18 protein-coding genes and 1 pseudogene are annotated in these 26,433 nt (G+C 30.0%); 15 read left to right on the forward strand and 4 right to left on the reverse strand.

Going from position 1 to position 26,433, the window contains the following annotated elements; translation table 11 throughout:
* Positions 1–225: 225 nt before the first annotated feature.
* The 5 genes and pseudogenes from C1715_RS15365 to C1715_RS15385 all read left to right on the forward strand — a co-directional run bounded on the left by C1715_RS15365 (position 226) and on the right by C1715_RS15385 (position 5,154).
* Positions 226–693 carry a VOC family protein gene (locus C1715_RS15365; protein ID WP_102401274.1) on the forward strand — a complete coding sequence of 156 codons (468 nt, stop codon included), beginning with the start codon at positions 226–228 and terminating at the stop codon, positions 691–693.
* A gap of 296 nt (positions 694–989) precedes the next feature.
* Positions 990–1,186: pseudogene (locus tag C1715_RS15370) on the forward strand (MerR family DNA-binding transcriptional regulator); the annotation flags it as partial.
* The gene (locus C1715_RS15375; RefSeq protein ID WP_180964110.1) at positions 1,164–2,333 is read left to right on the forward strand and encodes an RNA-guided endonuclease InsQ/TnpB family protein; all 1,170 of its coding nucleotides are present in this window, start codon (positions 1,164–1,166) and stop codon (positions 2,331–2,333) included. The pseudogene C1715_RS15370 and the gene C1715_RS15375, both read left to right, overlap by 23 nt.
* Positions 2,334–2,492: 159 nt before the next feature.
* Positions 2,493–3,062, forward strand: coding sequence for a TetR/AcrR family transcriptional regulator (locus C1715_RS15380; protein ID WP_102401276.1), 570 nt, complete (start codon positions 2,493–2,495; stop codon positions 3,060–3,062).
* A 298-nt stretch (positions 3,063–3,360) separates the two neighbouring features.
* On the forward strand, positions 3,361–5,154 hold the full coding sequence (locus C1715_RS15385; protein ID WP_102401277.1) for an oleate hydratase: 1,794 nt from the start codon (positions 3,361–3,363) through the stop codon (positions 5,152–5,154).
* A gap of 123 nt (positions 5,155–5,277) precedes the next feature.
* Here the strand turns inward: C1715_RS15385 and C1715_RS15390 are convergent, their stop codons facing one another.
* Both C1715_RS15390 and C1715_RS15395 read right to left on the reverse strand, forming a co-directional pair.
* Positions 5,278–6,516: a cation:proton antiporter gene (locus tag C1715_RS15390; RefSeq protein ID WP_180964164.1), complete on the reverse strand. Its 1,239-nt coding sequence runs from the start codon at positions 6,514–6,516 to the stop codon at positions 5,278–5,280.
* On the reverse strand, positions 6,516–7,148 hold the full coding sequence (locus tag C1715_RS15395; RefSeq protein WP_180964111.1) for a TetR/AcrR family transcriptional regulator: 633 nt from the start codon (positions 7,146–7,148) through the stop codon (positions 6,516–6,518). The genes C1715_RS15390 and C1715_RS15395 overlap by 1 nt, the downstream gene beginning before the upstream one ends.
* A gap of 493 nt (positions 7,149–7,641) precedes the next feature.
* On the opposite strand from C1715_RS15395, the gene C1715_RS15400 reads away from it, so the two are divergent.
* Positions 7,642–9,336, forward strand: coding sequence for a peptide ABC transporter substrate-binding protein (locus tag C1715_RS15400; protein ID WP_102401280.1), 1,695 nt, complete (start codon positions 7,642–7,644; stop codon positions 9,334–9,336).
* A gap of 95 nt (positions 9,337–9,431) precedes the next feature.
* Here the strand turns inward: C1715_RS15400 and C1715_RS15405 are convergent, their stop codons facing one another.
* A complete protein-coding gene (locus tag C1715_RS15405; RefSeq protein WP_102401281.1) occupies positions 9,432–10,304 on the reverse strand; it encodes a MurR/RpiR family transcriptional regulator in 873 nt (290 codons plus the stop codon).
* Between the two features lie 357 nt (positions 10,305–10,661).
* Here C1715_RS15405 and deoC point away from each other — a divergent pair, with 357 nt between their 5' ends.
* The 8 genes from deoC (at position 10,662) to C1715_RS15445 (ending at position 23,466) form a co-directional block, all read left to right on the forward strand.
* Entirely contained in the window at positions 10,662–11,378 is a 717-nt protein-coding gene (deoC, locus tag C1715_RS15410) for a deoxyribose-phosphate aldolase (RefSeq protein WP_102401282.1), read from the forward strand.
* 505 nt (positions 11,379–11,883) lie between these two features.
* A complete protein-coding gene (locus tag C1715_RS15415) occupies positions 11,884–13,977 on the forward strand; it encodes an efflux RND transporter permease subunit (protein ID WP_102401283.1) in 2,094 nt (697 codons plus the stop codon).
* Between the two features lie 38 nt (positions 13,978–14,015).
* Positions 14,016–16,754, forward strand: a complete 2,739-nt coding sequence (locus C1715_RS15420; RefSeq protein WP_180964112.1) for a hypothetical protein — start codon at positions 14,016–14,018, stop codon at positions 16,752–16,754.
* Positions 16,755–17,560: 806 nt separating this feature from the next.
* Complete coding sequence (locus C1715_RS15425) at positions 17,561–18,910, forward strand: glucose-6-phosphate isomerase (protein ID WP_102401285.1); 1,350 nt, start codon at positions 17,561–17,563, stop codon at positions 18,908–18,910.
* Between the two features lie 1,069 nt (positions 18,911–19,979).
* The gene (locus C1715_RS15430) at positions 19,980–20,435 is read left to right on the forward strand and encodes a YaiI/YqxD family protein (RefSeq protein WP_102401286.1); all 456 of its coding nucleotides are present in this window, start codon (positions 19,980–19,982) and stop codon (positions 20,433–20,435) included.
* Between the two features lie 834 nt (positions 20,436–21,269).
* The gene (locus C1715_RS15435) at positions 21,270–21,938 is read left to right on the forward strand and encodes a trimeric intracellular cation channel family protein (RefSeq protein WP_242971975.1); all 669 of its coding nucleotides are present in this window, start codon (positions 21,270–21,272) and stop codon (positions 21,936–21,938) included.
* Between the two features lie 145 nt (positions 21,939–22,083).
* A complete protein-coding gene (locus C1715_RS15440) occupies positions 22,084–22,440 on the forward strand; it encodes a hypothetical protein (protein ID WP_102401287.1) in 357 nt (118 codons plus the stop codon).
* Between the two features lie 75 nt (positions 22,441–22,515).
* On the forward strand, positions 22,516–23,466 hold the full coding sequence (locus tag C1715_RS15445) for an ROK family protein (protein ID WP_102401288.1): 951 nt from the start codon (positions 22,516–22,518) through the stop codon (positions 23,464–23,466).
* Positions 23,467–23,722: 256 nt separating this feature from the next.
* Here C1715_RS15445 and C1715_RS19535 read toward each other — a convergent pair whose 3' ends face one another.
* On the reverse strand, positions 23,723–23,887 hold the full coding sequence (locus C1715_RS19535) for a hypothetical protein (protein ID WP_171011318.1): 165 nt from the start codon (positions 23,885–23,887) through the stop codon (positions 23,723–23,725).
* 289 nt (positions 23,888–24,176) lie between these two features.
* Between C1715_RS19535 and C1715_RS15450 the strand changes: the two genes are divergently transcribed.
* Entirely contained in the window at positions 24,177–26,234 is a 2,058-nt protein-coding gene (locus tag C1715_RS15450; protein ID WP_102401289.1) for a triple tyrosine motif-containing protein, read from the forward strand.
* Positions 26,235–26,433 lie beyond the last annotated feature (199 nt).

The raw sequence follows: 26,433 nt of genomic DNA on the forward strand, positions 1-26,433 counted from the left end.
TTAATTAAGAAGAAAATTTTAAAGGGATTAATGAAGGGGTATAATGCCTAATTTTACTTTTTAAAAAAAGAAGTGGTCAGCATTAGCTAAGTTAGGCACTTAAGCGTAAAACTACTTACATACAGATAGTAACACATCAATGTTAAAGATGTGTATGTTGAGAGGGCAAACAATAGATTATATATTGGCAACTTTAAAAAATCAAATTTAAAAGGGGGATATTTTATGAAATTTAAGAATCCTATGTTGGTTGTAACTAATATGGAGAAATCAAAAATATTCTATAAAGAGGTTTTAGGATTAAGGGTTATTATGGACTTTGGAGCTAATGTAACTTTAACCGGTGGTGTTGCTCTGCAAACAAAAGAAAGTTGGAAAGAGTTTATTCAGAAAAATGAAAATGAAATAATTTTTAATGGCAACGACGCTGAACTATATTTTGAAGAAGACAATTTCGACAGCTTTATTGAAAAACTAAATACTATTAAATACATTGAATACGTACATCCTGTTTATGAACATAGATGGGGACAAAGAGTGGTTCGTTTCTATGATTTAGACAAGCATATTATAGAAGTTGGTGAAAACTTGAAAATCGTATGTAAACGATTCTTAGATAGTGGGCTTACGGTAGAAGAAACAGCAAAAAAAATGGATGTTCCTATTAAATTTGTTCAAGCATGTGCGAAATAAATTTGAAATTGAGTATTATAACAAGGCCTAAGTCTTTTAGGGTTCTTAGGTATGTTTGCTACCAATAGTGCAATAAAAAACAAACAACATGGATAATCTGGTTAAAAGTAAAGAACTAAGTAACAGTATAAAATACTAATGGTAAAAAACTATATATTGGACTAGTTGCAAATAAGTTATCTGTGTTACAATTTAAATACAGATTAAGCATTAAGGAGATATCTTTAGTTATTTAAAATATAAATAAAAGTAATTAAATATAGTAAAATGCACTCATGAAAAGGAAGTGAGTACATTTGAAGAATAATAACTATAAACCAAATGAATTTGCAGAATTAATTAATGTATCAGTTAGAACATTACAAAGATGGGATAACGAAGGAATATTAAAAGCATTTAGAACACCAACAAATAGGAGATATTATACTTATGAGCAATACAAAGAAAATATAAGAAAAAGATAAAGGAAGATGAAGAAGTTGAAAAAAGCATACAAAATAGAAATTAAACCAACAGAAGAACAGATAACTAAAATTCATCAAACTATTGGTGTAAGTAGGTTTATATACAATTTTTATATTGCTCATAATAAAGAAGTTTATGAAAAAGAGAAAAAATTTATTAGTGGTATGGATTTTTCTAAATGGCTTAATAACAAATATATTCCTCATCATCCTGACAAAGCTTGGATTAAAGAAGTGTCTTCCAAAGCTACTAAACAAGCCATTATGAATGGAGAAAAAGCATTTAAGAAATTCTTTAAAGGGGAAAGTGGCTTTCCTAAATTTAAGAAAAAGAAAAACCAAGATGTTAAAGCTTACTTTCCAAAGAATAATAAAACAGATTGGACTATTGAAAGACATAGAGTTAAAGTTCCGACTTTAGGCTGGATTAGATTAAAAGAATTTGGATACATTCCAGTTAACTCCATAGTTAAAAGTGGTACAGTAAGTCAAAAAGCAGATAGATATTTTGTTTCAATTTTAGTTGAAGAAGCTATTAAAGTAGACAATAAACCTTATTCAGAAGGAATAGGCGTAGACCTTGGACTAAAAGATTTTGCAATTTGTAATAATGGCTTAACTAAAAAGAATGTTAACAAAACTAAAACAGTTAAAAAAGCAGAGAAGAAACTAAAACGTGAGCAAAGAAAACTTTCAAGGAAATATGAAAGTTTAAAATTAAGAAATAAAAAAGAGAAAGGAGAAGCTACTCGTCAAAATATCCAAAAACAAATAGTCAAGGTACAAAAACTTCATCAAAGACTTACAAATATAAGAACTGATTACATAAATAAAACAGTAAATGAGTTAATAAAACAAAAACCAAGTTTTATAACTATTGAAGATTTAAATGTAAGTGGAATGATGAAGAATAGACATTTAGCTAAAGCGGTTGCTGGGCAAAAGTTTTATGAATTTAGAACTAAGCTTATTTTAAAGGCCAAACAAAATAATATTGAAGTAAGAATAGTTGATAGATTCTATCCAAGTAGTAAAGTGTGTAGCTGTTGTGGAGCATATAAGAAAGATTTAAAACTATCTGATAGAGTTTACAAATGCAGTTGTGGGCTTTCTATTGATAGAGATTTAAATGCTTCAATAAATTTAGCTAATGCTAAAGAATATAAGATAGCTTAATTAAACAAGCACTTATATGTGTACCCAAGGCTATTTGGGGAATTAACGACTGTGGAGTGCTATACAAACTGTAGTAGCTTAGGCAAGGCAGAGTACGTTGAAGCAGTAAGAATCTCAATATGGATACATTTGACCATATTTTGAGTAGCAGGTGGCAATTTGGTACAGCAATATACCAAAAAAATGATTCGAGAGACATTCATTAAATTGTTGAATGAGCGTCAACTTAACAAAATCACAGTTAAGGATATTGCTACAGAATGTGAGATCAACAGAAATACTTTTTATTATTACTATTCAGATGTATATGCAGTTTTGTCAGAGATTTTCCAAACAGAACTTCAGAGAGTCATTGATGAGTATAATGATACACTTTCATGGGAGGAAAGTTTTATTGTGGCTACTAAGTTTGCTTTAGAAAACAGAAGAGCCATTTATCATGTATATAATTCCATGCAAAGAGAAGAATTAGAGAACTATATATACAATGTAGCAGGAAATGTAATGATTCGGTATGTTGAGAAAGTAAGCGAAGGTATCGCAGCCTCTTCCATGGATAAAAACCTCATTGCTTCCTTTTATCAGTGTGCTCTTACTCAAATGGTGTTACGTTGGATTTCTTCCGGAATGAATGAAGATCCTGAAATTATTATCAGACAAATCGGGCAGCTTTTCGATGGAAACATTCTCTTATCCCTTAAGCGAAGTGTTGCTTTAAATGGTATATGATAAAAAATGAACAGGAGATTTTTTTTATTAGTCATTTTAATGTGAATGCCTAAAAATTAGGTAAAAAAACTGAGGTGTTGGAGTTTCGAACACCTCAGTTTTTTTATCTAATGTAAAAGATATAAAAAAGTTATATGATAAAAATAAATAAATCCTACTGATAGCAAGTATTTATAAAGCTGAAGGAAAAATTATTATGTATGTATTGTACTGTGTATATATTAATAAATTGAATGCAAAAAATTTAAATGTAATGGTAGGATTTAAAAGAATATGAATTAAGAAAGAAGGGGCAAAAATGAAATTAAAAACACATGATGCTAGACTTACGCTTACAAATGGGAGTTATCATTCTTTAGTAAATGCAAGAAAGCCTAAAGGAATTGATGGTAAAAAAGCTTACCTAATTGGTACAGGAATTGGTGCTTTGGCTGCTGGTTGTTTTTTGATTCGTGATGCACACATGGATGGTAGCAAGATTACTTTCTTGGAGCAATTAGATATCCCTGGGGGATCTTTAGACGGTGCGATTCGTCAGAATATGGGTTATGTGGCACGTGGTGGACGTGAAATGGGACATCATTTTGAGGTTTTATGGAACTTGTTTAGTTCATTACCATCTACAGAAGACCCTAATATGACAGTGTTAGATCATTTTTATTATACAAATTATGATGATCCAAACTCTAGCAATTGTCGTATTACTAAAAATCAAGGTGAACGACATGATAATGGAAAGTTTAATTTAGGCCAAGACTTAGCAAAAGAATTAGCTGCTTTTGTAAGCATGCCTGATAAAGAACTTCAAAATAAATCTATTGAAGATATTTTTTCCGAGGAGCTTTTAGATACTGATTTCTGGACTTTATGGAGAACAATGTTTGCTTTTGAGAACTGGCATAGTGCTTTAGAGATGAAATTATATATGAATCGTTTCATCCATCATGTTGGAGGTTTAACAAATCTTTCAGCTTTACAATTCTCACGTCATGACCAATATACTTCATTTGTAAAGCCTATGGTTAAATATTTAGAAGAGCATGGTGCTAAATTTCAATATGGAGTTACTGTTGATAATGTTGAGTTTTTAATTTCAGATGATAAAAAGGTTGCTAAGAGAATAGTAGCAACAGATAAAAATGGAAATGATATTTCTATTGAATTAACAGAGAAAGATCTAGTATTTATTACAAATGGTTCTATGACTGAAGGTTCTGGATATGGTGATGACAATAATCCTGCTCCATTTAATAAGGAACCAGAAGGATGTTGGAGGTTGTGGAGAAATATATCTGCTCAATCAGATGAATTTGGACATCCAGATAAATTCTGTACAGATCCAGAAAAATCTAATTGGGAGTCTTGTACAGTAACTTGCCATGATGAACGTGTTCCTGAGTACATTGAAAAGATCACAAAACGTTCTCCATATGGTGGACGTACTGTAACAGGTGGTATAGTTACAGCTGTTGATTCTTCGTGGTTGATGAGTTGGACCATAAACCGTCAAGAACAGTATTATGGACAGCCTGAAAAAGACGTTCTTGTGTGGGTATATGGTTTGTTTACTGATGTCCCTGGCGACTACATTAAAAAACCTTTGAGGGATTGTACAGGTAAAGAAATTACAAAAGAATGGTTATATCATATAGGTGTTCCTACAGAGAAAATTGAAGAATTAGAGGAAAGTTGTACTGCAGTTCCTGTTATGATGCCATTTATCACATCTCAATTTATGCCTCGTGAATTTGGAGATCGTCCTTATGTTGTACCAAAGAATGCAGTAAATTTTGCTTTCCTTGGACAATTTGCTGAAACGCTAGATGATCCAGGACGTGATACTGTGTTTACTATTGAATACTCAGGACGTACAGCTATGGAAGCAGTATACGTATTGACTGGAGTTGAAAAAGGAGTTCCTGAAGTGTTTAATTCAAGATATGATATCCGTTATTTGTTAGATGCAGGTAAATGCTTACTAGATGGAGAAAAGCCAGAAATGGATTTACCTCCATTGACCAGACGTAAAATTCAAAAACAAATACGAGGAACAGAAATTGAAGAGTTGCTAAAGGAATATGAAATTATTTAGTAATGTATACAATTAAATAGTATTATTAGAATCCCGATTTTTTTAAGCGGTAAATATCTCGTCACATTGACAAAATATTTGCCGCTATTTTATTAATCTTTTTTATCAAACAGAAAAAAATTTCTACTCCGCTACAATCTTTTTCTGTCTATGAAATTCTCCTGCCCATTTAAATGCTTGTTTTGATACAAGAACTGCAATGATTTCATTAATAACAGCTGCTGCTGCAATGGTTCCTTGAATGATTTTGGCATTCTCAGGTGCTGGGGTGTTTAAAACAGAAACTGCAATTCCTGTAAATACAAGGGATACACCTGAATGAGGAAGCAATGTAAAACCCAAATATTTTTTTACTGTTGGAGGTGATTTGGTTATAACAGCACCAAAATATGCTCCGCCAATTTTTCCCGCTGCTCTTGATAGGATATAAACCAAAGTAAATATTCCTGAACCTAATATTAAATGGTAATCCAAAGGAGCGCCAAGATTTAAAATAGTGGCTATTAAACTAAAAACTAATAGTGGATTGAATGAATTCATAATGGTTTCCAATCGTTTTTCTGATACCATATTAGAAAATGTAGCAGAAAATGACATACCAATCATCATGAAGTTTAAAGCAGGTTTTGGTAATACAATATAGTTAAAGAAGAAACCAATACCAGAAGCTACAAATATCATGGCAACTACAAGTAATACTGTTATAGTTGATGTTTGTTCCTTTTTTAAAACTAATCCAGCTAATAATCCTGATGCAATACCTATAATAATAGGTAAAGTTACAATCAATAATATCATATATATTGGAAATTGTCCTGCTGATATATTAGCCGAAACCATAGCCATTACTGAAAAAAATACTACCACTCCTACTATATCATCAAGGGCTGCCATTGGAATCAGTGTCCTTGTTACAGGACCATCGGTTTTAAATTCATTAACAATTGATAAGGCAGGTGCTGGTGCGGTAGCTAAAGCAATTCCACCAAAAATAAAAGCTAGATATAATGAAATATTCATTGTATAAAATATTACTGCAAACACTCCAGATACAACTAAAAAGGTTCCTAAGGATTGACTAAGTGTTGTAATGAAAATTTGCTTTCCCGATTTGCGTAATTTTTTCCATACCAGTTCAGTACCTATCATAAGTCCTACGGAACATTCCAGTATATGCATTGTATTCTGATACCAAGTTTGATTAATTATGGATTCATTAAGAAAATTAAAAGCATGTGGACCTAGTACCATGCCAGTAATTAACCATCCTAATATTGAAGGCATTCTAATCTTTGATAGTAGTTTACCAACTATAAATGCCACTATTATAATTATTATAAATTTTAAAATATCAAGTGCAATCATTTCTTATCCCCCTGTTTTGCGATACCATAGAGTATAATATCAATTATTTTATGACATTGTATTTCGTGTGTTTTTATTATATCCGATATATGATTGTTTCCAAGTTGGTTTTTTTGAAAGTAGCTATTAAAAAATTCCTGGAATTCAATAAAATAATCTAGTGCCTCATCAGCAGAAACATTTTCTCTAAGATCCAGCTGTTTTAGAAGCTTTTCCAAAAAGTTTCTATTTACCAAATCAAAGTCTTCCTTTAAATTACCAATTTGCTTTTTTAAATGGTTAGGAGGTTGTAAGACAGCATCATAAAAGATTTGTCTGAATTCTTTATTTTCCGTGAAGAATTTATCACGAGTCATAAAATAATTTTCTATACTTTTTTCAACATTATCCATGTAAAATATAACATTTTTTTTCAAGTAACCACTAAATTCATTAAGACATTCTTTAACGCACAATAAAAATAGCTCATCTTTACTTTGGAAGTAATGATAAATAAGTCCTTTGGATAAATTATTATCACTGCAAATGTTGTTTACTGAAGCATTACTATAATTTTTTGATCCAAATTCATTTAGTGCTGCTTGAAAAATTTTATTCTTGCTTTGAATATTTTTCTCTGCTCTTTTCAAAATAACATCCCCTTTTTAAATACAGACCGCTAAGTCTGTATTTATTATATAAAAAACAGACCACCAAGTCAATTAATTTTTACAAATTAAATTAAACCTTCTAACAGTAGGAGTAATAAAGCTGTTAGTAAACCAGCTCAAAGGGTTGCTCCAGCACCATCAAAAAATAATGGACAAACAGTATATATAACAAAAACAGCAGATAAATATCATAGTAATGGGTGTCAATATTTAAGGAAAAGTAAAATTCCTATAAAAAAATCTGAAGCAATAAGTAAAGGGTATGGTCCTTGTAGTAAGTGTAACCCTTAACCTAAAAAACCTGGATTATCCAGGTTTTTTTAGGTTAAGGGTAAAAAATTGCTGTAAAAGATTGAATTTTTAGAAAATTAATGTTAGAATTTACGAAAGGAATTTATTTTACAAATATGTAATAAATTATAATTATATGCTTAAATTATTTTTTATTTATCAATTAAAAGGGGGCTTTAAATTGAAAACCAAAAAATTATTAGCATTAACTTTAGGGGTATCACTTATATTTTCTACAGCAGTTGCTGGGTGTGGAAATAAAGAGGAAGGTAAAAAGGATACTTCTAAAGAGGAGAAGATGGATAAAGATCAATACATGAACTTAAATTTAGGGGCAGAACCAAAATCATTAGATGTGGCAAGATCTAGCGATACTATTTCGTCACAGATATTCTCAGAAGTATATGAGGGGCTAACTAGAATTGAACAAGATGATGAGGGAAAAGATGTTATAAAGGCAGCTGGGGCAGAGAAATGGGAACATAATGAAGAAGGAACTAAATGGACTTTCCATTTAAGAGATTATAAATGGTCTGATGGAAAACCAGTTACTGCAAAGGATTTTGAGTATTCTATAAAGAGAACACTAGATCCTAAAACTGGTTCTAATTATGCTTTTTTATTATCTCCAATTGAGGGAGCTGATGAATATAATTCAGGTAAGGGGCCAAAGGATTCAGTAGGAGTAAAAGCAGTAGATGATAAAACTTTAGAATTCACGTTAAAACAGCCATGTCCTTATTTCTTGGATTTAACCTATTTTAAATTATTTTTACCTCAAAGAGAAGATATAATAAAAAAACATGGAGATAAATATGGTACTGATAGCAATACAATAGAAGTATATTGTGGACCATTTGTGTTAAAAGAGTGGACTCATAATAATAAAATGGTTCTTGAAAAAAATAATAAATACTGGGATAAAGATAAAGTTAAACTTGAAAAAGTTAACTTTAAGATTATAAAAGATGAAAATGCTTCATATAATTCACTTTATACTGGAGAAATAGACACTATGGGAGTTTCAAAACCAGAATGGATTAAGAAGTTTGATGCTACAAAAAAATTTGAAAATATAAAAGGTTTCTTACCAATATCGTGGTATGTAGGTTTTAATCAAAAAGAAAAATTATTTAGCAATTTAAATGTTAGAAAAGCATTTTCATTAGGATTTACAAGAGAAGATTATGCTAATGTTATAACTCATGGTAGACATGAACCATCTTATGGATGGTGCCCTCCAACAGTTCAAATTAGCGGTAAAGATTTTAGAGAAACTGTAGGAGAAGAACCAGTTAAGGCTATGGTTAAGGAAAATCCAGATGCAAAAGCATTACTTGTTAAAGGATTAAAAGAGCTTGGAATGAATGAGGATCCATCAAAGGTAACTATTACTATATTATTATCAGGAACAGATCAATATTTTAGAACACTTGCAGAATATGTACAACAAATGTATAAGAAAACTTTAGGAGTAAATATAAAGGCAGAATATGTAGAGTGGCCAATATTCCAAAAGAGAACAGATGAAATGCAATATGAAATGGCTATAATGGGATGGCAAGGAGACTATAATGACCCTAACACATTCTTTGATATATGGATAACAGGCTCAGGTATGTGTAAGACAGGATGGTCAAATAAGAAATACGACGAACTTATAAAAAAAGCTATGAGTACTTTAGATGTAAAAGAAAGAATAGAATCATATAAAGAAGCAGAAAGAATATTGTTAGTTGAAGATGCAGCTATAGCTCCAACAATTTATTCAAGAAGAAATACTTATAGATATAAATATGTTAAGAAATTAATGAGCCCATTATTTGGTAATGGTGTAGAGCTTAAGTATGCTTACACATCTGGTAGAGCAAAATAAAGAAAAAATAGAATTTGTAACAAAAGTGCTTATTTAAACTGAAGTACACCCCAAATGTTAGACATATTATACTAACATTTGGGGTGTTTTTGAATTCAATAATTTTTTTTCTCAACTAATAAGTTAACTTTATCTAAGCGTTTAGTATACTTTGAATAATTACTTTGCAGAATTCCCATGTATAACATATCAACTATTGCCAATTGTGAAATACGAGATACCATTGTTTCACTATAGAAAGTAGTTTCAAAATCTCCAGTAAATAGTTCAATATCAGCATATTTTGATATTTCAGAGGCTTTATAATTAGATATAGCAATAGTTTTTGCACCAGATTCTTTTGCTATTTTTAGGGTATCAACTACATCTTTTGTACTACCTGAATGAGAAATAGCAATGGCTAGATCTTTTTTTGTTAGATGAATAGCGCTTATTTGTTGTAAATGGTTATCCCCAAAAGCTCTACAATTTAATCCAATACGTAAAAGCTTATTCATTAGGTCATTAGCAATGCTACCAGAGTTGCCAACACCATATATATCGATTATATCAGCTTTAACAATTGAATCTACAGCATTTTTATAACTATCTGTATCTAATATTTGTAGTGTATCTTCAAGGGCTTTTATGGTAATATTTATCATTTTGCTAGGTATTTCTTCTATTTTATCATTTTTATCAATATGAGGATCTATTAATAAATCAGAGTTATCAGTATCTAGGGTTTTTTTACCCCAATCTTTCATTATATTTAGCTTAAAATCACTATATCCTTTAAATCCCAATCGCTTTGTAAACCTCACAACGCTAGGTTCGCTTACTTCTGCTTCTTTTGCAAGTTTAGCTAATGGAATACTTGAAACATAATATCCGTTTCTTAAAACATAATCTGCAACTTTTTTTTCGGATTTGCTTAGTTTATTATACATAGTTTTTATTATATATTCATAAGAGTTATTACTAATCATATAAATCACGTCCTTATTTTACACTAGTTTATAAAAATAACATGAGATGGTTAAAATAATAATTATATTTTTAGTATCAAGTAAAAATATTCATGTGAACTGGATATGAGTAAAAAATATAAGCAATTTCAATGGAATTATTATAACGTAGTAAAACTACAAAATCAACGGGTAATAAGGTGTTATAGTGTAGTATTTCAACATAATAGTAAACATGTTTTCTGTTTTAAAAAGTAGCTTAACTACAAAAATATATTTACAATGTATTAAAACTACTATATAATATAAATCAAGGAGGATACCTATAATAATGTTAAATATCTAATATTAAATATTTAAGTAGGTATGATTACTATAATGAAACCGAAAAAAAAGGCTATTGAAATGACTGTAGAGGAATTGGCAAGATATATTGATCATTCAGTATTGAAGCCAGAGTTTACACAAAATGAGATAAAAAAACATATACAGGATGCCATTAACTTTAAATGTAGAACCGTTTGTATTAATCCTTCATCATTAGACATTGCAAAGGAAATGACTAATGGAACAGATACAGGTATATGCGTAGTTTGTGATTTCCCTTTTGGAACTTCTACAACAGAATCTAAGGTATTACAGGCGAAAGTATGTTGTGAAAAAGGAGTAGAGGAATTAGATATAGTTTCAAATTTTGGATGGATTAAAAGTGGACGTTGGGATAAAGTAAAAGAAGATATTGAGGCAGTAGTTAATGAATGTCATAAATACAAAACTGCCGTTAAAGTAATATTAGAAACAGATGCATTAACTGAAGAGGAAATAAAAAAAGCTACAGAAGTTGTTATATCCACTGGAGCTGATTTTGTAAAGACTTCTACAGGATTTTTAACTGGACATGAAAACAAAGGTGCTGCACCAGAGGTTATAGAATTAATTATGGGTGTAACAAAGGGTCGTTGTAAGATAAAAGGTTCTGGAGCTATTAGAACTAGGGAACATTTTCTAAAATTAATTGATATGGGTATTGACCGTATGGGTATAGGTTATAAATCAACTCCTATTGTACTTGGAATAACTCAAGATAATAAATAAAATAAAGCAACTAAGAAAAAGTGAAAAAACAATAAAACGATTATCCCACAAAAAGTATTACATTACTTGAATTATGAAATTTCATAATTCCACCACATTGTACCTTTTGTGGGATAATCATTTTAATTAAAATACTAGTTTTTATTTAAGTGCATAAGATTTCATTGGAAAATTATTATACCAATGGAGTCTTATTTTTTATATTTTAGATATATTTTTGTGTATAAGAAAACTAATTTATTATATTTAATATGTAGATTTATGTGTAATTACATTAATTTTAAAAAAAGTATGAATTGTAAATAAAATATTCACAAAAAATTTTTAATATATATATTGACTAATAGTCATTTTGGAATATAATAATAAGTGTATTAAATGACTATAGGTCATATATTAAGAACTGAGCAATTAATAGGAGATGATTTATCTATTGCCAACTTTCATAAAAATGGAAATATTACGGTAGATAGCTATCGGATAAATTTAAAAAGGAGATGAAATAATGAAAAAGTTTGGGAGGTTTATAGCAAAAAACAGGATTTTAGTAGTTGTTATATCTATATTACTTATGTTCCCTGCTCTCTACGGAATGATATCTACAAGGATAAATTATGACTTGCTAACTTATTTACCTCAAAACTTAGATTCCATGAAAGGACAAGAAATATTAGATAAGAAGTATTCAGACGCAGCTACTTCTATGCTTATAATTGAAGACATGGAACCTAAGGATATAGTAAAGATTAAAGAAAAAGTATCCAAGGTAGAGGGAGTAAATAAAGTAATATGGGTAGATGATGTTTTAGATACTACTATCCCAAAGGAAATACTACCAGATGAAGCTAGAAAGTCTTTTTATAGTGGTAATTCTACAATGCTTATTATTAAGTTTAATGAATCACCATCTTCAGAAAATACGCAACAAGCTATAACTGACATAAGAAAATTAACAAATAAGCAATGTTTTTTAAGTGGTATGTCAGCTATAGTTAAGGATACAAAGGATTTAGCAGATAAAGAAACTCCATTTTATGTTTTACTAGCAGTTGTATTTTCAGTAATAGTACTTAGTCTTACCATGAAATCAGTAATTATACCATTTATATTTCTATTGGCTATAGGTATAGCTATACTTTATAATTTTGGAACTAATATATTCTTTGGACAAATATCTTATGTTACGAAAGCACTAGCAGCAGTATTACAACTTGGAGTTACTATGGACTATTCTATATTCTTACTTCATAGATACGATGAAGAAAGAGAAAAATTAGATGATAAAAATGAGGCTATGGCAGATGCCATATCAAACACTATAGTTTCTATAACAGGAAGTTCACTTACAACTATAGCAGGATTTTTAGCGCTATGTGTTATGACCCTAGCATTGGGTAAAGATATAGGAATTGTAATGGCTAAGGGAGTTGTGCTGGGAGTAATTTCTACAGTAACTGTTTTACCAGCGCTTATATTGATATTTGATAAACCAATTCATAGATTTAGCCATAAGACTATTTTACCAGAGTTTGATAAAGTAGCTAATTTAGTTACGAAGAAATATAAGGCATTTATAGCACTATTTCTTTTATTGTTCATACCAGCAGTGTATGGAAATAACCACACAAAGGTTTATTATAATTTAGACGAATCTCTTCCAAAAGATATGGAATCTATAGTGGCTACAAACAAACTTAAAAAAGAATATAATATGACCACTACTCACTTTATATTAGTAAATGATAAACTAGAAGGTTATAAAGTTAAAGAAATGGTAGATAAACTTGAAAAAGTAGATGGTATAGAAAAAGTTCTTTCCTATGATAAATTTATAGGTTCATCAATACCAGAGAGCTTTATACCAAAAGATATAAGAGATATATTCAAACAAGGTGGATATAATTTAATATTAGCAAATTCAAAATATAAGGCAGCAAGAGATGAAGAAAATGCTCAAATAGATGAAGTTAATAAAATAGTTAAGAGTTATGATAAAGGGGCAATGGTAGCAGGGGAAGGACCACTTACCAAGGATTTGATAGAAATTGCAGATAAGGACTTTAAACATGTAAGTGTAGTATCCATAGCAGCTATATTTGCCATAATATTAATAATATTTAAGTCTATATCAATCCCTATTTTATTAGTTTCAGCTATAGAATTAGCTATATTTATAAATATGGGAATACCATTCTATACAGGAACTACAATACCTTTTATAGCATCTATTGTAATAGGTTGTATACAACTTGGAGCTACAGTAGATTATGCAATATTAATGACTACTAGATTTAGAGAAGAAATAAGAAATGGATATGATAGATTTGAAGCAGGAAAGATAACTGTTAAGGGAACGGCAAAATCTATAGTAACTAGTGGACTTACCTTCTTTGCTGCTACAGCTAGTGTTGGAATAGTATCCAACATGGATTTAATAAAAACATTATGTGGAATGATTGCAAGAGGAGCACTTATAAGTATGGGAGTAATATTATTTATACTTCCATCAATATTGATAGTTTGTGAGAAATTTATAAATGCCACAACTAGAGGATGGAAAAATACCAAAGAAACAAAGTTAAACGAAAAAATAGCTTAAATTATAGAGGAAAAGAGGGGATCATATTGAAAAAAAGTATGTCAAAAAAAGTTATAAGTTTAGTTATGATAGGAACAATTCTAAGTTCTAATGCTGTTTATGCAAAGGACTTAATTCAAAAAGACGAATCCGTATATGTAACTTTAGGGGTAGAAGGAGAAGTTAAAGAAAAGATAGTAAGTGACTGGTTACACAGAGATGATGTGAACGGAAATATAGAAGATAAGACAACTTTAAAAGATATAAAAAATGTAAAGGGTGAAGAAAAACCTGATATAGAAGGGGATAAACTTACTTGGAATACGGATAAAAAGGATATATTTTATCAAGGAAAGACAGATAAGGAGCTTCCAATAAAGGTTTCTATAAAATATGAATTAGATGGACAGGTAGTTAATCCAAAAGATATAGTAGGAAAGTCAGGAAAAATAAAAATAAAAGTAAGCTATGAAAACAAAGCATATAAAACTGTAAATGTAAAGGGTGAGGAAAGAAAAATATATACTCCTTTCACCACTGCTACTATAGTTAATTTGCCAATGGATAAGTTTTCAGATGTAAAGGTAAATAGCGGAGAGGTTGTTTCTGATGGAAACAATCAAGTTATAACTTTTATAGCCTTACCAGGATTAAAAGAAAGCCTAAGTATAAATAAAGATGTAGAAGACCTAATAGATTTAAAAGGCAGCTTAGAAATAACATCAGAAGTGAAGAATTTTGAGATGGGACCTATTATGATGACAGCAACACCTAAGATTCCAGAAGTTAAGGAATTTAGCGACGCTAAAAACTTGGATGAACTTTTTGAAGGATTAGATAAACTAAAAGATGCAAGCACACAACTAGAAGATGGCAGCTTTAAATTAAAAGATGGCAGCCAAAAGTTAAAAGATGGACTTAATAAGGCTAATGATAAGGTAAGTGGTGTGAAAGGCATGATGGGTAAGGAGCAGGATAAAATTGCTCTTATAAAATCCCAAAAGAATGTAGAAAAAGAAAGAAAACTTATAAATCATGCTTTCTTTGCGAAAGATTTAGATACATCATTACTAGATTTAGCAGAGGTATTTGGAAATCCTACGATTCAACAATTACTAGATAAATCTATGAAGGACTATAAGGCTTTAAATATTAATTCTATAATGCAGCTTCCAAGTGTTAAGGAATTAATGAAAGAGCAAAACTTAAATAATATGGATAAGCTTATGAGTGATGCGGATAAATTATCTAAAGTAGATGCAGAAAAACTTCAACCTTTGATGGGTGTTTTACAGTACTCAGATAATTTAGTAAAACTAGCAACTGATGCATCTAAACTTTACGGAGGTATTGATATTTCAAAAATAGACCCACTTATAAAATTAGCCTTAAATAAAGATGCTATTTTAAAAATGGCAAAGGATGCAGATGATTTAGCAACTGTTTTAAAATCTGAGAAATTGAAACCTATTATGGGACTTATTGGACAGAAGGATAAAGTAGCAGGAATAGTAGGGGCTAGTTCTGAATTATCTAAAATAGACTTGGCTAGTATGAAAAAGTTTTTAGATGCACAAAGTGCAGGATCAGCGCAATTCATAGAAACTACAGAATTCCTGCAAAATGTAGATAATGTAAATAAATTAAAAGGCGACGTTATGGCTAATACTTCTTTAAGCCCTGAAGAAAAGAAACATCTAATAACTCTTATAGAAGCTTCTATTTCTATGCGTAAAGGAATGATTAATTCATCAGCTGAAATGAAAAATATATCTGATAGTTTAACAACATTGACTGGATTACAAGCAAATTTTAAAGATATAAAGTCATTATTACCAGGACTTTCAGATAGCATGAATTATGTAACTTCCACTGTAATGCCTAAAGCTAATGGAATGTTTAAGGAGATTCAAGGAATAACTCCATTAGTACAAGGTGTAGAGGAAAATGTTAAATATGTTTATGGTTTAATGCCAAAAGTAATGGAATTTAGTGCTGAACTTAATAAAGATGAAAATAAAAAGGCCATAGAAGCAGCTCAAAAGGCATTAAATCCTGAAACTTTAGCTTATATTAAAGAACTGGAACCAATGTTATCATCTATGCAGACTGATCTAAAGACTAATGAGGATAACATAAAAAATATTAAATTGGCAATGAATGCAATGAATGCCAATGGTGGTTTAAAAGGTACTATAGATAAGATAGATAATTTACAAAAGGACATAGAAACAGCTAAGCCAATAATAAATAAAATAGAGAAGAGCTTAACTGCAGAGCAAATCAATCAAATTAAAAATTCACCAGAACTAATAAGCAAATTAAAGAGTATGCAGAGAGATTTAAAAGATAGTGAAAAAATATTAGAAGTAATGCAAAGTGCATTAGAACAAAAGAATGTGGAGCAAGCTAGAAGTTTAATAAATGCTTTACCACAGTTATCTAATGGAGTACAACAATTGGCAGATGGTTCTAATCAATTATATGATGGATTAGATACATTATCTGCTGGTATGAAGAAATTTAACGATGAAGGTATAAATAAATTATATTCCCAAATAAAAGGAAAGACACCAGATGTAGAAAAACTAATAGATATAAAAGACAATATAGTAGAGTTATCTAATGAATATGAAAGCTTTACAGGAGTTACAGAGGGTATGGAAGGAAAAGTTAAGTTTGTAATGAAAACAGATGAAATCAAGCTTCCAGAGAAAAAAGAAGAGGTTAAAAAAGAAGATAAAAAAGAAAAAGGTGGATTTATAGCTTGGATAAAGAACTTGTTCCACATTAAATAAAAGCTATGTTAATATGAAATAAAAATTCATATAAATGCACCAGAAAAAGATTGCTATAAAAAGTAGATTTATAAATAAAAGGCTATGCATATAAGGAGATTTATTCTCTAATCCATGCATGGCTTTTGTTCTATATTCAACTTCCATGTATTTTACAATAATTTATTTTTATGATTATCTCACAAAAGGTATTACATTACTTGAATTATGAAATTTCTCTGGAATGACTTGCATAAGAAGCAAATGAACTGTTTAAATTTAATTTTAGAAATTCTTCTTTTAGACAGATAAAATTATCGTAAGCCTGGCAAGGACGTCAGGCTAGCGAACCTGAGGCAGGACGCTGAATGTGAGTGTTAGATAATTTTATATGGCTAAAAGATTAGAATTTCTTAAATTAAATTTATTGTTCCGAGCTTTTATGCAAGTCATGGAGGAGAAATTTCATAATTCCACCGCATTGTACCTTTTTGTTGTTTAATCATTTTTATGAATTTGTGTATTGAATTTTAACTAATGGGAAAAATAATTCAAAAATACATTATACAAAGGTTTACATAGCTTGATTTATTTTTATATATAAACTAAAATTTTTATATATAAAGAGTTTTGTTTTAGAGGGAGTTTTGCTCTAGCTGAAAATTATAAATAATTTAAAGTGCAAAACTAAATATAAAAACTTTCACGAAGCCACCGTCCATTGTCTCGCTACTAGTTAACATGATGTGAAATTTAAAATTGTGTGTAAAGATTTAGTTAAATATTAAATAGTTTAATAAATTAAACAGTTTACAGGAGGCCAAAACATGATAAAGGGATTAAAATTAGATTTAAGTAAAACAAGTCCTTATTTAAAAGAACAGGAAATAATGAATTTACAGCCAATGGTAACAGCTGCTCACCAAATGCTTCATAAGGGTACAGGTGAAGGAAGTGATTTTTTAGGATGGGTAGAATTGCCACAAAACTACGATAAAGAAGAATTTCAAAGAATAAAAAAAGCTGCATCAAAAATAAGAAGTAATTCAGAAGCATTAATAGTTATAGGTATAGGTGGATCATATTTAGGTGCAAGAGCAGCTATAGAAATGTTAAGCCATACATTTAGTAATTCACTAACTAAAGAAAAGAGAAAGAATCCGTTAATATTTTATGTAGGTAATAATATAAGTTCTACATACATGGCAGATTTGTTAGAAACTGTAGAAAACATGGACATTTCAGTTAATGTAATATCAAAATCAGGTACTACTACAGAGCCAGCTATAGCCTTTAGAATATTTAAAGAGCTTTTAGAAAAGAAATATGGAAAAACTGGAGCTAAAGAAAGAATATTTGCAACTACAGATAAGAAAAAAGGAGCACTTAAAACTTTAGCAGATAATGAAGGATATGAAACTTTTGTAGTTCCTGATGATGTAGGAGGAAGATTTTCTGTTTTAACAGCAGTTGGGCTTTTACCAATAGCAGTAGCTGGAATAGATATAGATGAAATGCTTACAGGAGCTAGAGATGCAAAAGAAAAGTACATTACAGATGACATAAATGACAACGAGTGTTATAAGTATGCAGCTGCAAGAAATGCCTTATATAATAAGGGTAAAAAAGTAGAAATGATGATAAATTATGAGCCAGCAGTTCATTACTTTGGTGAATGGTGGAAACAATTATATGGGGAAAGTGAAGGAAAAGATGGAAAAGGAATATTCCCAGCAGCAGCAGATTTTTCAACAGATCTTCATTCTATGGGACAATACATTCAAGATGGACTAAGAAACTTATTTGAAACTGTTATAAATGTAGAAAATCCAAGAAAAAATATTCAAATTAAAGCTATTGAAGAGGATTTAGATGGACTAAATTTCCTTGCAGGAAAACATATGGATTATGTAAATAAGCAAGCATTTAGAGGAACATTACTCGCTCATAATGATGGAGGAGTTCCTAATATAGTTTTAAATGTACCAGAATTAACACCATACTATTTTGGATATATGGTATATTTCTTTGAAAAAGCTTGTGCCATAAGTGGATATTTATTAGGAGTAAATCCATTCAATCAACCAGGAGTTGAGGCATACAAGAAAAATATGTTTGCTCTTCTTGGTAAACCAGGCTATGAAGATATGAAAGAAGAACTAGAGAAAAGACTTTAAATAAGAATATTGTGAAGCAATACATTGAAGAAAAATCTGATTTTAATTCCGTAATAAATGTGTAATTTGGGACTGTTCACAATACGCCAAGAACTTCTAAATGTCCCACAGTTAAAGACCCTAAAGCTTTCAAACTCACTCGTTCCTCGTTCAAACATGAAAGCTTCTTAACGGTTCTTTAACTGTGAGACATAAGAAGTTCTAAGGCTAGTTCAATAGTCCCCAATTCCACATTTATTACTACATTAAAATGAGATTTTTAGTTTAATATGTATGTGGTTTGGGAGGAGAAGCCTACTAAATGATAATTTTCTTCCGCTATGCTACAGAAAATCTTAATTTAATAAAAAATATATAACTATAATAATCTGATAATAAAAGCTATAATTATTCCATTAATGGCATAATTATAGCTTTTTCTTTTAAGCCTTTAAAAATCTTGTATTGTCGACAGCCATCCTAAATATTAAAGCTATGATTTATACAAACTATTGCCTCACGGCAAAATATATTATATTAACTCTTACCTATTATTGTATTTTCATAATCAATTATTCACTAGTATATAATCAAAGTTAATAATTCTATCTCACAATTAATCAAAATAATATTAGTAACTAATATTGTAGATTAAACGAAAGGCTACGCCTAAAAAAGATTATGGGAGCACTTTTATTTATTTTATAAATTAAAGATTTTCCGTAACGTAGTGGAGGAAAATCATCCTTTAGTAGGCCGTCTCCCCCCATAAATAATGTACGTATGAACCGAAAAATCTGTCTTTAAGGTAACAATAAATATATTTTTTTAGACTATTGAGCTAGCCTTAGAAATTCTTTGTTTTCAAATTTCAATACCCGTTAAGAAGCTTTCATGTTTGAGCGCCGTTAGAAGCGAGTTTGAAAGCTTTAGGGAATTGAAATTTGAAAACATTAGAATTTCTTGGCGTACTGCGAACAGTCTAATAAAATATATTTATTGTGGACTTAAAGACAGATTTTTCTTATGGTACTTGCTTCACAATATATTCTCATTAGGTGTATAATAAATTTAAAAACGAGGTATTTATATGAAAATTTTAGTAGATGCAGATGCTTGTCCAGGAAGAGATGTTATAGAGAGAGCTGCTGAAGAAAATGGTATAGAAGTAATTATGTTTTGTGACTTGAATCATGTTATTGATAGTAGTTATAGTAAGATTATATATGCAGATAGTGGTTTTCAAAGTGTTGATATGAAGTTAGCTAATGAAGCTAAAAAGGGAGATATAGTTGTAACTCAAGATTTTGGAGTGGCAACAATGGCATTATCTAAGAGGGCCTATGCCATTGGACCTAAAGGGTATATATATAATGATGATAATATCGATAAACTTTTATTTGAAAGACATATTTCATCTAAGGTCAGAAGAGCTGGCGGAAAAACTAGCAATGCTAAAAAAAGAAGTAAAGAAGATGACAAAAGGCTTTATGAAAATTTAAAGTTTTTAATAGAGAAATCACTATCTGCAATAGATTACATCTGATTTATTTATAAAAACTCTAGATACCATGAGGATTATGTGATAAAATCATTGTGACAAACTAATACGTTAAAGGAGCAACTAATAGTTGTATAAAATATAAACATATATAGACAATCATAGTTAAATGTATATATTTTATTAAAAAGCTCCCTACATTCGTAAAGAGTGTAGAGTGGTGTTTAAAAAAGCATCCAAAACTCCTTTAAGTGCTGGAAGTCCCTAAAGCTACATTAACCACAACGTAAGAATGAAATAAGTCTAAGCGTGAAGGTGATGAAAGTAGAAAAAATAATGTAGATAGTGCAAGGTTAAATCCTAAACACTGTGACAATGGGTAATCAGCAACCAAGTTCCGAAAAGGAAAAGGCTCAACGACTAGAGAGTAATCTCGTACCTTCAAGTGAGGGGAAATGGGGAGGATCCTAAATGATCAGGATTGTGATATAGTCTGTGCTTATATGAAAGTATAAGAAGTTCATAAAAGAACTGCATAGGAGTAACGAACTTATGTGAACATTCTAAAAATATTACAAATGTGCATTAGATAATTTACAAAAACAGTCGTATTTTAAAATTTTATAATATAGCGAATAAAAGATTTCAAAGAGGGTATATTATAATATAAAGGAATATTTAATTACAAATGTATGTATCCTATGAAAATAGAGCATGCATTTTATCAGAAATGAGGGTTAAATAATTCTTTCATTGTAAAATTTTAAAATACGGTTGTAGGAGATTTATTTAATGCAAATTACTTTGTATTAAATAAATGTACTGGTACATCCAAGGCTTTAAGCCACCATAAGGTGTGATAAGTGCGAATTATCTAATATGAGTACATTTGTACATGTTTTTAGAACCAGTAGTATTATGATATTGATGAATTTTTTCGAAATATTAGGTACTATTGCTTTTGCTATTTCGGGAGCTTTATTAGGAGTTCAAAAAAAACTTGATATTTTTGGAGTATCTTTTTTGGCTATGGTAACAGCTGTAGGTGGAGGAATATTTAGAGATATAGTTATAGGCACAATACCTCCAGCGGCTTTCCAAGATCCAAAGTATTGCTTAATAAGCATAGGTACTGCTGTAATAACTTTTCATCTTCATAAAGATATGAACAAGCTTAAAAATATAATATTAATATCAGATGCTATAGGGCTTGGCATATTTACTGTAATTGGAGGTAATGCAGCATTTTTGCATGGAGTAAATGGGGTATTTATAGTAGTATCAACAGGATTATTTACTGGTATTGGCGGAGGCATACTTAGGGATGTAAGTGTTCAGCATATACCGGTAGTTTTCAGAAAAGAAATATATGCTGTGGCATCTATTTTAGGAGCTTTAGCTTTTTATCTATGTTATAAGTATATATCCAAAGAAGCTTCAATTTATATAGGTTTTATTGTAACATTTACTGTACGAATAATCTCCGTAAAGTATAATTTAAACCTTCCCGTATGTGAGCAAAAGCATGAAGACTTAACGGTGGGTTAGTATTGTTGTAGAGATTAGTTAGGTATGATGTGGTTTTTATGTTTGTTTGAAATAGGGCAATATATAATGTTTATATAATTTACCTACGATAGTAGTATATGGTATAATTAACATAATCATAATTTACTACTAGGGGGTTGTATAAATGTCATATGTGGTTAAAAAATACATAAAGTGGACAAGCCTATTGGCGGCTATAAACTTGATAGTAGCTGCCTTGATATGTTGGTTTACAAATAAAAGAAATATGGGGAATTACAGTACTATTTTATTTTGGACATCTGGAGTAATTATGGCACTAGGAGGATTATCTTTAACTGGTAGCATAGGAGGAAGAAATAGCATGGGGTATCAAAAGGCTAGAACTATTGGTACTCAAGATCAGCTTAAGAGAGTTAAAGAAGATTTGGATGCTACAGAAAAAGATATGAAATTCATATTAATAGCAGGTGGAGCTGGATTAATTGGATTTTTAGTGAGTGCATTGATTTTAAAAATTTAAATATAAAGGCAATCACCTCGGATAAATAATGCTGAGGTGATTTTATATATAAATAAAAAAATAGGGGATGATTATATGCGCATAGGTATTGATTTAGGTGGAACTAGTATTAAGGGTGGTATAGTAGATGAGAAGGGTAATATAATTTTACAAAAAAATTTAAAGACAATAAAAGGAAAAGATGAGAATGGAGATATAATTTGTAATGGCATAATACAAATTATAAAAGAGCTTATTAAAGCAAAAAATGCATCAATTGATGAAATAGAATTAATAGGTTTGGGGGTTCCAGGAAATATAGATTACAAAAGGGGTATAGTCGGAAGGTGTGTAAACTTAGGCTGGGAAAATGTACATTTAGGTAGCATATTAGAAAAGGAATTTGGTAAAAAAGTGCTTATTGATAATGATGCAAATGTGGCCGCTGGTGCTGAATATTTATTTGGAAGCTCAAAAAATAGTAAAATAACACTTTTAGTAACTTTAGGAACTGGTGTAGGCAGTGGAGCTGTATTAAATGGAAAGATATACAGGGGAATAAATGGAGCTGCCATGGAATTAGGTCACACCATTGTTGGAGAAAATTTTTATAATTGCTCCTGTGGAAATAATGGATGTCTAGAAACATTTACTTCTGCAACGGCTATAATTAAATATGCCATAAAACTAATTGAAGAAGGTAGAGAAACTATTATCACTGATAGTGTAAATGGAGAATTACATAATATAGATGCAAAAATAGTTTTTGATGCGGCTAGAAAAGGTGATTTAGTTGCTTTAGAGGTACTAAACAGATTTATAAAATATTTGGCTATTGGTATAAATAATGCAATAAATATTTTAGATTTAGATTCAGTTGTAATAGGCGGTGGGGTGTCTGCAGGGTGTGATTTGTTTATAGATAAATTAGTAAGTGAGATAAATAAAATCAAGTTATATAAAGATACTCCTCTTTGTACTATAAGAAAAGCTACTTTGGGAAATAGTGCTGGAATTATAGGAGCTGCTATGCTTGACAAGATATAATGTAGAATTCAAAAGGTATATAGCAGCATACAAAAGGTACGGAAAGAAAAATGTTAAGTACATAAGAGGTGTATAAGGTGGAGTAGTTACTCCACCTTAGGCACATTCAAATAAATAACAAGTCAGTATGCTAGTCTATTTTGCGTCATACTGCGTCAGCAGGTTCCACCGATAGTTCTACTAGCGGCGGAACCTGCTTCCTTGTCTGACACAAAATATACCAGCATCTTTGACTTGTTATTTATTTTCATGTACCTTATTTAAATTCAGGCATATCTATTTCATCCTTAATGCCTTCAGGGTATAGTAGAGCATTGTTAGTTCTCTCCATTATATTATAACCAAGCTTAGAAATTTGAATATCTATGTTTTTCTTTTTATAGGTATAGTCAGGATTGTAATTTTCAAAATCCTTAATCATATCATCACTCTCCATGCTTTTAAATATAGTATTGTCAATTACAAAAACATTATTCTAAAAGAAGCTATTAAAATAGTAGATAAAAACGCAAAATTTGTTAAAAAAATAAACTACAATATTCCTAAAATTTGAAGGGTTTATAGCACAAAAATTGAATATAACAATATACCATATTAAAATTATTGTTACAAAATAAATAAATATAGTATAATATATTTATATACATAATATGGGTAAACACTGTAAATTAGGCATATTTAATAATTGGTGGTATGATGGGGGATTGATTATGAACGAAATAAATATTAGGTGTAGTTTAGAAAGTCCTCAAGATAAGCAAAAGGATATATTAGTTACAGTAGAAGGGGCAGAAGAGGAAAATTTACTTTATAAGTTTCTTATAGGTAGAGATGGTACATGGAAAACATTAAGAGATTTTGAAAGTGATAATAATATTTTATGGTGCCCAGAAGAGGATGGTAAATATATAATAATGGTACAAGCTAAAAAACAGGATAGTAGAAGTAGTTTTGATTATGTAAGTAAAATAGAGTACATTATAGGTGAAGATAGAGAAAGGTTAATAAATGGGTTATATATAAATAAGGAAGATGTAAACTTAGGAGATAAAATAACTATTACTGTGGAAGGAACTAAAATTCCTTTAATGTATAGATATTGGGTTAGAGAAGAGGATAAATGGGAATTAATAAAAGAGTATTCACCAGAAAATACATTAAATTGGACTGTTTTAAAGCCTGGTATACAGCAGGTTTTAGTGGAATGCAAAAATTTAGATTCAGATAATAGTTGTGATGATTTCCAAACTGTGTCTTTTAAAGTAAGAGATATAAGAAAGCTTGAAATAACCGACTTTAAGTGCTTAACTAAAAATTTATTAAAGGGAAAAGAAATATTATTTCAAGTAAACGCTTCTTATGAAGATAGCAGGATGATCCTATATAAATTTGTAAAAATATATTCAGATGGAAGTGTAAAATGCATTCAAGATTATTCTACTAAAAGAAATGTGTCTTATGTAGAAAATGAAGGTGGGGAATTTAAACTTCTATGTCTTGCTAAGGATATGTACTCCACAAAAGAATTTGATGATAGAGCTATTATACTTTATAAAGTTAAACAATATGAAAAAGTTAAGATACAAGCTTTTACTACAGATTTAAGCTCACCTCAAATATGTGGTACAGATATAGAGCTTAAAGCTATAGTTAAAGGCGGAGAAAATTTATTATATAGATTTAATATAGAGGGTCCAGAGAATAAAGATTCAGGATATATTAAAAGTAATAAGTATATATGGAAACCAGAAGAAATAGGAAATTATAATGTAGTACTATATGTGAAAGATGAAGTCTTTGAAGGGGAGTATGAGAGCAAGGAGGGCTTGGAATTCAATATAGATGAAATAAGTGCGGAAGACGTTAAAATAGAAGATGTAATTTATGAAAAGAGAAATGCTTATTTAAAAAAGCAAGTTATGAATGTACAGATAGAAGCTTCAGGTGGAATAGAACTTAAATATAGTTTTATTGTAAGAAAAGGTGATAGGGAAGTTGAAAAAATAAATTATGGAAGCTGTAATTGGGTGAATTTCACTCCAGAGGAATGTGGTATTTATGAATTAGAAGTAATGGTTAAGGACAAATATTCTAGAAGAGAATATGACACTCATGAAGTAATTCATATGGAAGTAAAAGATTACTTACCAGCTAATATAGATTATGTACTTATGGATCCTAGAGAATTTTATATGGTAGGGGATGAAATAAAATTAGAAGTAGTATGTCCAGAAACAAAGGATACTATGATTAAGTATGCATTAAAGATAAATGGGCATCCTGTTGAGGAAACGGATTATATATATAGTAAATTGTATAAAATGCTGCCAAGATGCAAGGGCATTTATCAGTTAGATATGTATGCAAAAAATATAAAGAGCACTGAGGAATATGATTGTAAAAAATCCGTTAGAGTATGTGTTAATGATTGTTTCCCAGTAACTAACACAAAATTAAAAAGTAGTAGATTATCTTTTAAAGTAAATGAATGTGTAACTTTTTCTGTTAGTAGTGAAGGCGGAAGAGATGTGGTATACGAATTTTATTTAATGGAAAAGGGAGAATGGAAAAGAGTCCAAAGATATAATAGAAAAGAGTATTATAGTTTTATTCCCTTTTCACAGGGTATATACAAGATATTAGTACTTTCAAAAAGCAGATATAAAAAGCAGGCTTATGAGGATTATGATAGTTTTCAGTTTTTAGTAGAGGAACCTAAAGATCAACATAAGATGGAAAAATCGGATGAAGTGGATGTGTATGTATAATTTTCGTATTAAGTTATAGAAGTTATCGTTCGAATATATAATTAGTATAGAGATGAGCATAATTGATAAAAAATCAAATGATTAAAGTAAAATAGTTCCAAATTTTCTTGAGCGGAGCTTGTTGAGAAGAATTTGAAGTAGAGATTAATAATAAAAAAAGCAAAAAGGGCAGACTACTCCCATAGTAAAAAACAATGTT

This window comes from Haloimpatiens massiliensis, assembly GCF_900184255.1.
In the GTDB taxonomy this organism is placed as follows: Bacteria; Bacillota; Clostridia; order Clostridiales; family Clostridiaceae; genus Haloimpatiens; species Haloimpatiens massiliensis.

Excerpts from the sequence above, each read along its gene's own strand:
- C1715_RS15375 (WP_180964110.1), top strand. The coding sequence starts at position 1,164 with ATGAAGAAGTTGAAAAAAGCATACAAAATAGAAATTAAACCAACAGAA.
- C1715_RS15425 (WP_102401285.1), top strand. The coding sequence starts at position 17,561 with ATGATAAAGGGATTAAAATTAGATTTAAGTAAAACAAGTCCTTATTTA.
- C1715_RS15420 (WP_180964112.1), top strand. The coding sequence starts at position 14,016 with ATGTCAAAAAAAGTTATAAGTTTAGTTATGATAGGAACAATTCTAAGT.
- C1715_RS15435 (WP_242971975.1), top strand. The coding sequence starts at position 21,270 with ATGAGTACATTTGTACATGTTTTTAGAACCAGTAGTATTATGATATTG.
- C1715_RS15440 (WP_102401287.1), top strand. The coding sequence starts at position 22,084 with ATGTCATATGTGGTTAAAAAATACATAAAGTGGACAAGCCTATTGGCG.
- C1715_RS15445 (WP_102401288.1), top strand. The coding sequence starts at position 22,516 with ATGCGCATAGGTATTGATTTAGGTGGAACTAGTATTAAGGGTGGTATA.
- C1715_RS15405 (WP_102401281.1), bottom strand. The coding sequence starts at position 10,304 with ATGATTAGTAATAACTCTTATGAATATATAATAAAAACTATGTATAAT.
- deoC (WP_102401282.1), top strand. The coding sequence starts at position 10,662 with ATGAAACCGAAAAAAAAGGCTATTGAAATGACTGTAGAGGAATTGGCA.
- C1715_RS15430 (WP_102401286.1), top strand. The coding sequence starts at position 19,980 with ATGAAAATTTTAGTAGATGCAGATGCTTGTCCAGGAAGAGATGTTATA.
- C1715_RS15415 (WP_102401283.1), top strand. The coding sequence starts at position 11,884 with ATGAAAAAGTTTGGGAGGTTTATAGCAAAAAACAGGATTTTAGTAGTT.
- C1715_RS15385 (WP_102401277.1), top strand. The coding sequence starts at position 3,361 with ATGAAATTAAAAACACATGATGCTAGACTTACGCTTACAAATGGGAGT.
- C1715_RS19535 (WP_171011318.1), bottom strand. The coding sequence starts at position 23,887 with ATGATTAAGGATTTTGAAAATTACAATCCTGACTATACCTATAAAAAG.
- C1715_RS15450 (WP_102401289.1), top strand. The coding sequence starts at position 24,177 with ATGAACGAAATAAATATTAGGTGTAGTTTAGAAAGTCCTCAAGATAAG.
- C1715_RS15365 (WP_102401274.1), top strand. The coding sequence starts at position 226 with ATGAAATTTAAGAATCCTATGTTGGTTGTAACTAATATGGAGAAATCA.